Genomic DNA, 11,849 nt, shown 5'->3' with positions numbered 1-11,849 from the left:
CTCGCCGTGGGCGCTAGACCACATCCCAGTATGGCGGCGTGCCGAAATGCTCGCGCAAGGTGCTCACCAGCGTGCGCAGTTTGTGCGAAGCGCGCCGTCCTTCGGGGTGGGCCACGTAGATCAGCTCCTGCGCCGCTTCGTGGCCGATATCGAGCCTGACCAGCGTGCCGGCGCGCAGTTCTTCGCCCACGATAAAACTGGGCAGCAGCGCCAGCCCCAGACCGGCCAGCGCCGCATCGCGCATCATGTCGCCATTGTTGACGCGCAGTGCAGCCGGCGGACGTACGAAAACATCCTGCCGCACATCGGCAAAGCGCCAGTCGGCCACGTTGCGGTTGGTGTAGTAGATGGCGCGGTGCTGACGCAAGGCGGCCAGCGAGTCGGGCCTGCCATGCCGTGCCAGATAGTCGGGCGCGGCCACCAGCAGGCGCCGGCTGGGCGCCAGCGGCAGCGCCACCAGCCGGCTGTCTTCCACCGTGCCATGGCGGATCACGGCGTCATAGCCCTCCGCTGCTGCGTCGATGCGGCGGTCGTCCAGTTCCAGCGTCAGCGAAATGCCCGGATGCCGGGCCAGAAACGGATACAGCGCCGGCCCCAGATGCATGCGCCCGAACGTGACGGGCGCCGACAGGCGCATGGGGCCACTCAGGCTGCCGCGCCGCTCGGCCACTTCCGTCACCGCATCCTGCACTTCCCAGACGATGCGGTTGGCCCGTTCGAGAAAGGCGCTGCCATCTTCCGTCAGGCTCAGCTTGCGGGTGGTGCGGTGAAACAGCGGCGCTCCCAGATGCTGTTCCAGCTCGGCCAGCCGTTCGCTGACCACGGATTTCGACAGATGCAAACGGCGCGCCGCCGCGCTGATAGAGCCGGCTTCGGCGATCGCGACGAAGCTACTGATGCCATCGAGTTTGACCATGCTGCCCTCCCGGATACGCGATTGTTCGATTATACCGAACACAAGCTCCTTCTTTTGCTCACTTATCCGGACGCGGTTTCAATCCTACACTGGTTTCCGTAGCAGACATTCACTCTTCCCCATTTTAAGGAGCCGCAAAATGAACCACCCAGCTAGCCATATCACCAATACCGCCACCAGCCAGCGCCTGCAAGGCAAAGTCGCCCTGATCACGGGCGCCAGCTCCGGCATAGGCCGCGCTACCGCCCTGCTGTTTGCCGCCGAAGGCGCCAAACTGGTAGTGGGCGCCCGCCGCGATGCCGAGCTGCAGAAACTGGTCGGCGAAATTATCGAAGCGGGCGGCGAAGCCGTGGCACTGGCCGGCGACGTGCGCTCGGAAGACTATGCCGCCGCGCTGGTGGCGCTGGCCGTGCAGCGCTACGGCCGGCTCGACATCGCTTTCAACAACGCCGGCACCATAGGCGAGAGCGGCGCCAGCACGAGTATTTCGGCCGACGGCTGGAACGATACGCTGGCCATCAATCTGACGGGCGCCTTCTACGGTGCCAAGCACCAGATCGCGCAGATGCAGAACAACGGCGGCGGTTCGGTGATCTTCACCTCGACCTTTGTCGGTCACACCGTGTCCTTCCCCGGCATGGCCGCCTATGCCGCCAGCAAGTCCGGCCTGATCGGCCTGACCCAAACGCTGGCCGCCGAATATGGCGCGCAAGGCGTACGGGTCAACGCCGTGCTGCCCGGTGCGGTGGATACCGATATGTACCGCGACACCAACCATACGGCGGAATCGCAGAGCTTTATCACGGGACTGCATGCACTGAAGCGCATCGCCACGCCACAGGAACTGGCCCGCTCGGTGTTGTATCTGGCCTCCGATGATGCATCCTTCGTCACCGGCACGGCCGCACTGGTCGATGGCGGCCTGTCGATCACCCGCACCTGATCCGGCGACGCAAACAAAAACAGCGCAACCGTGGTTGCGCTGTTTTTATCCGGCCACAGGGCCGCGTACTCAGGCCGCAGGCAGATCGAATACGGCCATCGATTCCACGTGCGAAGTGTGGGGGAACATATTCACCACACCGGCTTTGCTCAGCGTGTAGCCGGCGTTGACGAGAATGCCCGCATCGCGCGCCAGCGTGGACGGGCTGCACGACACATACACGATACGGCGCGGCAGCAGGTCGGCACGGCTCTGGCTCAGCGCCACCAGCGCTTCGCTGAGCGCCATCGCGCCATCGCGTGGCGGGTCGATCAGCATGCGGTCGAACTTGCCCAGTTCGATCAAGTGATCGGCCGTGATTTCGAACAGATTGCGCGTGTAGAACGTGGTCTTGTCGGACAGGCCGTTGGCCTTGGCATTGTCCAGCGCGCGCTCGGTCAGCGAAGTCAGGCCTTCGATGCCCACCACTTCGCGTGCCTGCGTGGCCAGCGGCAAGGTGAAGTTGCCGAGGCCGCAGAACAGGTCGGCCACGCGATCCTGCGGCTGCACTTCCAGCAGACGCAGCGCCTTGGCCACCAGCACGCGGTTGATATAGTGGTTCACCTGCGTAAAATCGACCGGCTTGAACGGCATGCGGATGCCGAATTCCGGCAGCAGATAATGCAGCTCGTCGCCCAGCGGATAGTAAGGCACGGCCGTATCAGGCCCTTTGGTCTGCAGCCAGAACTGGATCTGGTGCTGGTCTGCAAAAGCTTTCAGCTTGACTTCGTCATCCGCCGTCAGCGGTGCCATGATGCGCAGCACCAGTGCCGTCACGCCTTCCCCGATGGCCACTTCGATCTGCGGAATCTGATCGAACAGCGACAGCGAACCGATCAGCGCACGCAGCGGCATCAGCAGATCCGACACATGGCGCGGCAGAATTTCGCAGCTCTGGATATCGGCCACGAACACGGATTTCTTTTCGTGGAAGCCTACCAGCACCGTGCCTTTCTTGGCCACGTGGCGCACCGACAGACGGGCGCGATAGCGGTAGCCCCAGGTCGGGCCGTACAGCGGACGCATCATGGACTCGGCTTTGACCTTGCCGATGTGGACCAGATTATCTTCCAGCACGCGCTGCTTGACGGCCACCTGCGCCGACGGCTCCAGATGCTGCATCGAGCAACCGCCGCAAATGGCGAAATGGCGGCATTGCGGCTGCACGCGCATATACGATTCGCGCAGCAGTTCATCCATGCGCGCCATTTCCCAGTTTTTCTTCTTCTTGAAGGTCGTGAAGGTCACCCGTTCACCCGGCAATGCACCTTCGACAAACACCACTTTGCCGGGCGAACCATCTTCATTTTCCAGATGGCCGACGCCGCGGGCGTCCATATCGAGCGATTTGATGACGAGGGTATTTTCTTGCATAAGCTTCAGAATAAGGAGTATGGCCGGCGATCACCGCAGCGGCGCGCGGCACGGGATCAGCACCAGAGAGGCCAATATGATAGCAGAACCGCGCGCGACTACAGCAGCGAATCGCGCACCACGCCACGCGCAGCCATGGCGCGCTTGAGCTTGATGAGAGCTTCCTGCTGGATCTGGCGCACCCGCTCGCGCGTCACGCCCATTTCCTCGGCCAGGGTTTCCAGCGTGGCCGGATCGTCGTTGTCGAGGCCGAAACGGCGCATGATGACCACGCGCTGCTTGTCCGGCAGACGGGTCAACCAGTCGCGCACCAGCAGCGTCATTTCATGGTGTTCGGCACGCGCATCGGGGCTGTCTTCGCTGGCGCCGGGCAGCATGTCCATCAGCGAGGACTGGGGATCGTTGTCGAGCGGCGCATCGAGCGAAGTCGCATGCTCGGACATGGCAAGGATGTCCTGCACTTCTTCCACGGGACGCCCCACCAATTCGGCAATGTCTTCCGCCGTGGCATCCTTGCCGTCATGCTGGCGCGCTTCGAGATGGTATTTGCCGCGCAAAATCTGGTTCAGTTCGCGCACCATGTGCACGGGCAGACGCACGGTACGGGCCTGATTCATGATGGCGCGCTCTATGCTCTGGCGTATCCACCACGTCGCATAGGTGGAAAAGCGGAAACCGCGTTCGGGCTCGAACTTGTCGATCGCGCGCATCAGGCCGATGTTGCCCTCTTCTATCATGTCGAGCAGCACCACACCGCGATTGATGTAATGCTTGGCAATCGACACCACCAGCCGCAGATTATGCTCGATCATGGTCTGGCGCGCGGCGAAGTCGCCATTCTTGGCCAGCGTGGCGTAATGCACTTCCTGCGCAGCCGTCAGCAGCGGACGGGTGCCGATCTGGTTCAGATAGTGCTGGGTGGTGTCGGTCGACAGTTCGGCCGCCAGCACTTTTTTCAGCTCGTCGACACTTTCCAGCACGGCGCCGGTGGCCAGTACTTCGCCTTCGGCCGGTTCGATGGCAACCTCTTCGCTGCCATCGTCGCGGAAATCGTCGGGCAGCGCGTCATCATCCATGGAGTCGTGCGAGCTTGGTGTCATGGCTTAGCTAACGGTTAGGCAGGAAGCGCGACGGATCCACGGGTTTGCCCTGCTGCCGGATTTCAAAGTGCAGCTTGACGGTATCCGTGTCGGAGTCGCCCATTTCCGCGATCTGTTGTCCCTTGGTTACGGTGTTGCCTTCCTTGACCACGATGCTGCGATTGTGGGCATAGGCCGACAGCAGGCTATTACTGTGCTTCACAATCACCAGATTACCATAACCACGGATGCCGCTACCGGCATACATGACTTTTCCTGCACCGGCGGCGACAACCGGCTGGCCCGCCTTGCCGGCAATGTCCACGCCCTTGTTCTTGCCTTCGTCAAAAGTGGCGATCACTTTGCCGTCGGCCGGCCACATCCAGCTAAGTTTTTCCTCTTCCACTGCCGGCGCAGGCGCCGGGGCCGGCGCGGGAGCTGGCACTGTCACCACCGTTTCCGCCACGGCGGCGGCACCGGCCGCTGCACCGGCCTTGCTGCCGGGTTTGTCGGGCTTGGCGCCGTCAGGCCGCTGCAGCTCCGCCAGCGCCGCTTCGGAATAAGCTTTCTTATCGCCGCGCGGCTCGCTTTTACGCACCACCGGCACTGGCTTGTCGACCGGCGGCATGGCAATAGCGCCCGTCTGCACGCCGCTGCCGGCCACCGCGTCCGGCGGCAGCACGCGCAGTACCTGATCGACCTTAATGTCATTGGGGTTGGACAGATTATTCCAGCTCACCAGATCGCGGTAGTTCTGACCGAACTCGAGCGCGATGCGGATCAGGGTATCGCCTTTCTTCACCGTGTACATGCCGCGCTCGTCGCGCACCACTGGCGGCGCTGGTTCCACTACCGGCGCCGGTTTGCTGCTGCTCGCCACATGGCGGTCCACCACGGGCGCCTGATTCGGCACGCTGGTGCAGGCAGCTAACAGCATGCTGCTGCCCAGTATCAGTGCGGAAATTTTTTTGGTCATACGCATTACTTCATGTTTCCTGAAAGTGGGTGTCGGCCCCTCAGACGGTGCCGGCCCGCAAAGGCACAAAATGGCAGTCTTCCAGCGTTTCGCTAGTCCATTCAGCCTTGCCTGTGCGGGTAATGAGTTCGAGATGCTGGGCGCGCGCGCCCACAGGTGCCACCAGCCGCCCGCCTATGGCGAGCTGTTCCAGCAAAGCTTGCGGCACTTCCAGTCCGGCAGCAGCCAGTATGATGCCATCAAATGGCGCCGCCTGCGGTAACCCTAGCATACCATCGCCGTAATGCAGGCGCAGATTGGGCACGCGCAGCGGGCGCAGATTGACTTTGGCCAGCTCGTGCAGGGGCTTGATACGTTCGATTGAATACACTTCCTGTGCCACGCAGGCCAGCACGGCCGCCTGATAGCCGCAGCCCGTGCCGATTTCCAGCACCCGCTTGAGCTGACCGCCATTGCGCATCAGCTCTATCATGCGCGCCACGATATACGGCTGGGAAATGGTCTGATGGTGGCCGATAGGCAGCGAAGCATCGATATAGGCCTGCGACGACAGCCCTTCTTCCATGAACATATGGCGCGGCACGCTTTCGAGCGCCGCCAGTACCACGCTGTCCTGTACGCCCTGCTTGGCCACGCGCTGCACCATCGCACGCCGTACGGCATCCGATACCAGCGGGCTCTGACGCTGGTTCATCACGGGCTGGGACGCTACCGGCTGCACCGGGCGAGGCTGGGCATGGGTATGCGACTGCGAATGAAATAGCGGTGGCTTGCTGGCACCGGTGTTGCCGCTGCTGCTGGTGTTGCCGCTGCTGGCGCTGCGCAAAGGCTGGGGCAGATGGCGCGCCGCGTTCTGGGTTGCCGTCTGTGGCCGGACTATGGGTGCCGACACCGTGGCCTTCTTGTGCCCCTGATCGACCACCGAGGAGAGCGGAAGCGGAAAGCGACGGTTTTTGTCGGTCATGCCAGTGCCTTTGCGAGTACGTCCAGCTGGGTTTTATGGGTGAGATCGATCTGCAAAGGCGTGATCGAGGTGCGGCCGTTGGCGCAGGCGTAGAAATCCGTGCCCTCGCCCGCATCCTTGGTGGCGCCCGGAGGCCCTATCCAGAAAATTTCCTTGCCGCGCGGGTCCTGTGCCCGGATCACGGGTTCGGCCTGATGGCGCCGGCCCAGCCGGGTGGCCACGGGCGGCAGCAATTGCTCGTACGGCAAGTTGGGGATGTTCACATTCAGCAGATACGGTGCTGGCAGCGTCTCCATGTATTGCACGATGATGTCGCGCGCATGGCGGGCCGCCGCATCGATGTGTTCCCAGCCGAACGCGCCCTGCGAAAAGGCGATGGCGGGGATGCCGAACAGATAGCCTTCCGTGGCCGCCGCCACCGTGCCCGAATACAGCGTGTCGTCGCCCATATTGGGGCCGTTATTGATGCCGGACACAACCAGATCAGGACGGTAGTCGAGCATGCCCGTCAGCGCCACGTGCACGCAATCAGTGGGCGTGCCGTTGACAAAATAAAAGCCATTGGCGGCCTGCTGCACCGACAGGGGCCGGTCCAGCGAGAGGGAATTGGACGCACCGGAACGGTTGCTGTCCGGCGCCACCACGACGATGTCGGCGATGGGTGCCAGCGCGGCTGCCAGCGCATTGATGCCGGGAGCCAGATAACCGTCGTCATTACTGATCAGGATTTTCATACGACGATTTTACCCGAAGCAATGGCCGCCCTGCGCGTCTGCGACTTCCCCCGTGCAGATAAATTTAGCTCAGCTGCCCTGCGGTCGGGGCGTGGCCGGTAGCTGATCGAGCGCCAGCAACTGTTCGGCCGTCCGCTGCGCCACTTCGGGGCCTAGCGGATGCAGGGGTTGCAAAGGCTGCAACAGCGCTTCGTCATAGGCATCGAGCGCGCCATCCTGACGCAATTCCGGCACCAGATCGGCCTGCCCCGGATGCTGGCCCGCATGGCTGCCCGTCTGTTTCAGCATTTCCGTCAGTGCCGCCCGGGCCTGCTGTACGGCGGCATGGTGGAGACCATGGTGCTTGATACTAATTTGCAACACCGCATCGAGCAGGCTGTGGGCGACGTCCGGCTCGTCCAACTGCAGCATGGTCCAGGCCAGCGCGCTGCGGCTGGCCAGCGTATCAGCATGTTCGCTGCCGAGGCAGCGCTTGCGCTCAGCCAGCAACTGTTCCTGCGCGCTGCGTGCCGCTTCGAATTCGCCCTGCTGGAACAGCTGCTGTGCGCGTTCACCCCGGCAGGCCAGCGTCAGCCGGTGCTGGCTGCCCAGCACCCGGCCATACACGGCCAGCACTTCATCGTAGATCAGCATGGCCTGCTGGTGACAGCCGCGGGCGCCCAGCGTTACGGCCAGTGCGCTGCGCGCGGCCAGCGTGTCCGGATGTTCGGCGCCGAGCAGACGGTCGCGTGCTTCGGCCACACATTCCTGCAATATCTGCGCCGCTTCGAGCTGGCCCAGCTGAAACTGTGCTGCCGCCACGGCTGCCTTGCTAGCCAGCGTTTCGTGCTGTTCGGTTCCGAGCAACTGCTGGCGTAGCTGCAAGGCCGGCTCGAAACAGGCCAGCGCCTCATGCCAGCGCTGCTGCTGGCCATATAACTGCCCCAGTTCCTGCTGCAGCCTGGCCTGCGCCAGCGCCAGACTATTGCCCGCTAGCTGGGCCGGCAGCAGCGCCAGCTGGTCCAGCACGGCCAGCTGGGCCTGCGACTGCCACGGATAATGGCCCGGCTCCAGCCATGCCAGCAGCGTTTCGTAAGAGCGCGCAAGCGTATGCCGGTCGCCTTCAGGGGTAGCCTGTACCGCCAGCTGCAGTGCTTCATCGCGGCTATGCTGCAGCTGGACTTCATCGCAATAACTGTCGAGCGAGAGCTGACGCAAACCATAGCAATCGGCCAGCATCTGCTCCAGCTCCTGCTGGTAGCCAGCGTGGCGCAAGCCGTCGCCATGGCGGCGCAGGCTGCGCAGACGGGCATCGTCGCCCTCCAGCTGCACGGCCACGGGATATACCAGCAGGGGGCGCTGCTCGTCTTCGTGACTGCAGCGGTAGCTGGCCGCGCGCCGCACCATGGCGCAGCCACCTTCCAGACTGGCCCGTTCCGGGCCAAACAGCATCACCAGCTTGCGCGGCAGCAGCGTGGTGCACAGGCCGGCCGTATCGCCCTGCCCGCTTTCGGCATCGACCAGCACGTGACGGAAATGGCAGGCCATCTGGGCGGCAAAACAGCGGAACAGCGCGGGGCAGCGGCGGAACAGCGCTTCCCAGTCAAAGGCGGCCAGCCGTTCGCGATACTGTTCGTCCAGCCGGCCAGCCGGCATCAGATACAGCTGGCTGCCCTCGTCCACGCGCAGCACATACTGCTCCCAGTCCACCGCTGCCAGCACTTCATAGGCCAGCAGGGTATCGTCGCAGATGCCATTGGGCTGATGCAGGGCCAGTTGCCGGGCGCAGGCTTCGAATAGTTCCAGCACGCCCGGATGATTGCGCGGCGCGGCGAAATACTGCTGCAGCGCCGGTGCCTGCAAATCCCAGTCTATCATCAGCACCGGGCTATAGGCCGCACGCCGGCGCGCCAGTAGCACGGCCAGATTGGCCAGCGCCGCACTACGGCTGCCGTCATTGCGGTAGGCATAAAAAGTGATGACTTCGCCGTGATCGCTGAGCGGCGGCAGCAGCAGAGGTTGGGTTTCCATGGCAAACCTTTAGCGGGGAAAATTGGGAGGAGGAAGCACCCGCCATTCGGGCGGGATATCGGGCAGCACAGCCTTGCTGCAGTCATGCCGGGGCGGCATATAGCGCTTCAGGCAGTGGTAGTGTTCGGCGATGCGCAGCACGATTTTCTCGATTTCCGGCAAAAACTCGGGGTTGGATTTGAACGAGTTGCTGGCCAGCGTGTAGCGGGAAAAATCCACATACATGCCGGGCCCGGCAATCTGCGGCGGCAGGCCGGCCGGATGGCGCGTCATGATGACGGGGATGATCAGGTGGCTGGGCAGGCGATACCAGGCGCTGCGTTCGGCTTCGATGCGCTGCATGGCGGCATACTCGCGCCGCGTGTAGGCGTGGGCTTCGTAGCGCGGCGTGTAGATCACGATCATGCACACGCTTTCGCATAGTGCCTGGGCGATGCGCTGGTCGAGGTCGTCGCCGCCGCCGAGTTGGGCGCTGTCGACGAACAGTTCGTCCTCGTTATCGAAATGGGGTTCCAGATAGCAGGCCAGAGCTTCCATCAGGTCGCTCTTGAAGCGGCTCATGTATGCGTGATGGCCATGGGCATAACTGATAAAACAGCCGTGTCGGATTGCCATGACATCCTCCGTTACTGCACGCCAAACGGTGCAGCGCAGAGCTCACTCTAACGCCCGGTACCCGCGCGCGTTTGTGCCAGCGCAAAGGTGCGCCGGACTATCCGGGCAGGAATACGGTAGAAATGGGGGCGGGGGCGCGCCCTATTCGGCGTCCGGCGCTGGCGGGTTCTGGAAGAAGGCGATGACGTCGGCCTGTTCGCGCGTGCGCTTGAAGGCCGGCAGACTTTGCCAGATGCGCTTGCCGTAAGGCTTGGAAATCACGCGCGGATCGCACAGCATCAGCACGCCGCGGTCGCCGACGTCGCGGATCAGGCGGCCGGCGCCCTGCTTCAGATTGATGATGGCTTCCGGCAGCGTGTGGTGCATAAAGCCGTTCTTGCCCTGCTTTTCCATCACTTCGATGCGGGCCGCCAGCACGGGATCATCGGGCGGCGCAAACGGCAGCTTATCGATAATCACCAGCGACAGTGCGTCGCCGCGCACGTCCACGCCTTCCCAGAACGACTGGCTGCCGATCAGCACGCCGTTACCGGCCGCGCGGAACTGATCGAGCAATTCGGTGCGGCCTTTATCGCCCTGTACGAACAGGGGGAAGTTGAGGCCGCGCCGCTCGAACTCGTCGCGCAACCGTTCGGCCGCGCGCTTGACGGCGCGTAGCGTGGTGCACAGCAGGAAGGTGCGGCCGCCAGCCGCTTCGATCACGGGCAAGGCAAGGTCCAGCACGGCGTCCGTGTAGCCCATGGAATTCGGGTCGGGCAGACCTTGAGGCACATACAGTATGCCTTGCGCGCCATAGTCAAACGGACTGGGCCAGGTCTTGGACGGTTCGCCCGTCAGCCCCATCTGCTCGGAGAAGTGGCTGAAATCGTTTTTCACGGCCAGCGTGGCGGAAGTAAAAATCCAGCTACGGGGCACACCTTCGCGTTGGCCATTGAAGATGGGCGCGATCGACAGCGGGGTCTTGTGTAGCTGTAGCGACGAGGCATAGGCTTCCACCCAGAACACGGCTTCCGCGCCCTTCTCAACGCGCGCTTTCGGGTCGAATTTCCAGTCACGTAACTGCTGCGCCAGTTGCAGGCCGCGCTGGCGGCACTGCTCCAGCGTCTCGGCCCGTTCTGCCTGCGTTTCCAGCACAGCCAGCAGGCCGTCCAGTTCATCCTTGAGGGTTTCCAGCGCGGGGAAGAAGTCGCTCGATGGTGCAATCTGCGGCAGCGACAGGCGCACGATGTCCTGCGGGAAGGTCAGGCGCAGATCGCGCGCGGCCTTTTCCACCACCGTCACGGTCTTGCCCCAGTCGGCGCCGTCGCGCGCGTGGGCCAGCCCTTCGGCCAGCACATCGCGGCACAGTTCCAGCACTTGCGAGGTGGAGAAGGTATCGCCGAAGAACAGCGTGGCCGTATCGGGTAGCTGGTGCGCTTCATCGAAGATCACCGTATTGGCCGAAGGCAGCAACTCGGCCACGCCGGAATCCTTCAGCGCCACATCGGCAAAGAACAGGTGGTGGTTGACCACCACCACATCGGCCTGCTGGGCTTCCTTGCGCGCCTTCATCACGAAGCAGTCCTGATAATACTGGCACTCGGCGCCCATGCAGTTGTCGCGCGTGGATGTGACCAGATTCCAGATCAGCGCATTTTCCGGCACCCGCGCCAGTTCCGCCTTGTCGCCGGAGTTGGTCATTTTCAGGAAGCGCGAAATTTCGCGTAGATGGCCCACATCGTCGCGCGAAGTCATGCGGCCATTCTGCAGCGTGCGCTCCAGATGGTAGTGGCACAGATAGTTGGAGCGGCCCTTGAGCAGCGCCACTGAGACTGGCGCCTGCAGCGCCGCCCGTACGGTGGGGATATCGCGCAGGAATAGCTGGTCCTGCAGATTCTTGGTCCCCGTGGAGATGATGGTCTTGCCGCCCCACAGCAGGGCCGGCACCAGATAGGCAAAAGTCTTGCCCGTACCCGTGCCCGCTTCGGCGATCAGCGTGGTCTGGCTATCGATGGCGGCAGCGACGGCCTTGGCCATTTCAGTCTGAGAACGGCGCGGACGGAAATCGCCCACGGCCGGGCCCAGCGGGCCACCGGCGCCGAACAGGCGTTCGACCTCGGCATCATGTTTTCCGGGAGGCGCTTCGGCAATCTCGCCGACCACGGCAGCAGGTGGGGTCTCGGCGGACGGGGACGGGTGTTGAGTCAAAATATACTAGAT

At 63.2% G+C, this 11,849-nt stretch carries 10 protein-coding genes; 1 reads left to right on the top strand and 9 read right to left on the bottom strand.

Annotated features, from left to right (window positions below):
- Positions 1-13: 13 nt before the first annotated feature.
- Positions 14-916, bottom strand: coding sequence for a LysR family transcriptional regulator (locus tag GM655_RS05050; protein ID WP_155433491.1), 903 nt, complete (start codon positions 914-916; stop codon positions 14-16).
- Between the two features lie 139 nt (positions 917-1,055).
- Between GM655_RS05050 and GM655_RS05045 the strand changes: the two genes are divergently transcribed.
- Positions 1,056-1,859 (top strand): SDR family oxidoreductase, encoded by an 804-nt coding sequence (locus tag GM655_RS05045; protein WP_155433490.1) that lies wholly within the window; start codon positions 1,056-1,058, stop codon positions 1,857-1,859.
- Between the two features lie 69 nt (positions 1,860-1,928).
- On the opposite strand, the gene rlmD is transcribed toward GM655_RS05045, so the two are convergent.
- The 8 genes from rlmD to yoaA form a co-directional block, all read right to left on the bottom strand.
- Positions 1,929-3,272 carry a 23S rRNA (uracil(1939)-C(5))-methyltransferase RlmD gene (gene rlmD, locus GM655_RS05040; protein ID WP_155433489.1) on the bottom strand — a complete coding sequence of 448 codons (1,344 nt, stop codon included), beginning with the start codon at positions 3,270-3,272 and terminating at the stop codon, positions 1,929-1,931.
- A 98-nt stretch (positions 3,273-3,370) separates the two neighbouring features.
- Positions 3,371-4,372, bottom strand: a complete 1,002-nt coding sequence (gene rpoS / locus GM655_RS05035; protein ID WP_155433488.1) for an RNA polymerase sigma factor RpoS — start codon at positions 4,370-4,372, stop codon at positions 3,371-3,373.
- A 7-nt stretch (positions 4,373-4,379) separates the two neighbouring features.
- Entirely contained in the window at positions 4,380-5,327 is a 948-nt protein-coding gene (locus GM655_RS05030; RefSeq protein ID WP_155433487.1) for a peptidoglycan DD-metalloendopeptidase family protein, read from the bottom strand.
- A 40-nt stretch (positions 5,328-5,367) separates the two neighbouring features.
- Entirely contained in the window at positions 5,368-6,291 is a 924-nt protein-coding gene (locus GM655_RS05025; RefSeq protein WP_155433486.1) for a protein-L-isoaspartate(D-aspartate) O-methyltransferase, read from the bottom strand.
- Entirely contained in the window at positions 6,288-7,025 is a 738-nt protein-coding gene (surE, locus tag GM655_RS05020; protein ID WP_155433485.1) for a 5'/3'-nucleotidase SurE, read from the bottom strand. The genes GM655_RS05025 and surE overlap by 4 nt, the downstream gene beginning before the upstream one ends.
- 69 nt (positions 7,026-7,094) lie before the next feature.
- Positions 7,095-9,035 (bottom strand): tetratricopeptide repeat protein, encoded by a 1,941-nt coding sequence (locus GM655_RS05015; protein ID WP_155433484.1) that lies wholly within the window; start codon positions 9,033-9,035, stop codon positions 7,095-7,097.
- A 9-nt stretch (positions 9,036-9,044) separates the two neighbouring features.
- Positions 9,045-9,650: a toll/interleukin-1 receptor domain-containing protein gene (locus tag GM655_RS05010; protein ID WP_155433483.1), complete on the bottom strand. Its 606-nt coding sequence runs from the start codon at positions 9,648-9,650 to the stop codon at positions 9,045-9,047.
- A 141-nt stretch (positions 9,651-9,791) separates the two neighbouring features.
- Positions 9,792-11,837: a DNA repair helicase YoaA gene (gene yoaA / locus GM655_RS05005; RefSeq protein WP_155433482.1), complete on the bottom strand. Its 2,046-nt coding sequence runs from the start codon at positions 11,835-11,837 to the stop codon at positions 9,792-9,794.
- Positions 11,838-11,849: the final 12 nt, after the last annotated feature.

This window comes from Pseudoduganella danionis, from assembly GCF_009720775.1.
GTDB lineage: Bacteria > Pseudomonadota > Gammaproteobacteria > Burkholderiales > Burkholderiaceae_D > Rugamonas > Rugamonas danionis.
Note: the sequence above shows the minus strand (reverse complement) of the source record. Positions and strands in the feature narration are given on the sequence as shown.

What these genes read in the sequence shown, in the direction of transcription:
- GM655_RS05050 (WP_155433491.1), bottom strand. Translation starts at nt 916, where the DNA reads ATGGTCAAACTCGATGGCATCAGTAGCTTCGTCGCGATCGCCGAAGCC.
- GM655_RS05045 (WP_155433490.1), top strand. Translation starts at nt 1,056, where the DNA reads ATGAACCACCCAGCTAGCCATATCACCAATACCGCCACCAGCCAGCGC.
- rlmD (WP_155433489.1), bottom strand. Translation starts at nt 3,272, where the DNA reads ATGCAAGAAAATACCCTCGTCATCAAATCGCTCGATATGGACGCCCGC.
- rpoS (WP_155433488.1), bottom strand. Translation starts at nt 4,372, where the DNA reads ATGACACCAAGCTCGCACGACTCCATGGATGATGACGCGCTGCCCGAC.
- GM655_RS05030 (WP_155433487.1), bottom strand. Translation starts at nt 5,327, where the DNA reads ATGACCAAAAAAATTTCCGCACTGATACTGGGCAGCAGCATGCTGTTA.
- GM655_RS05025 (WP_155433486.1), bottom strand. Translation starts at nt 6,291, where the DNA reads ATGACCGACAAAAACCGTCGCTTTCCGCTTCCGCTCTCCTCGGTGGTC.
- surE (WP_155433485.1), bottom strand. Translation starts at nt 7,025, where the DNA reads ATGAAAATCCTGATCAGTAATGACGACGGTTATCTGGCTCCCGGCATC.
- GM655_RS05015 (WP_155433484.1), bottom strand. Translation starts at nt 9,035, where the DNA reads ATGGAAACCCAACCTCTGCTGCTGCCGCCGCTCAGCGATCACGGCGAA.
- GM655_RS05010 (WP_155433483.1), bottom strand. Translation starts at nt 9,650, where the DNA reads ATGGCAATCCGACACGGCTGTTTTATCAGTTATGCCCATGGCCATCAC.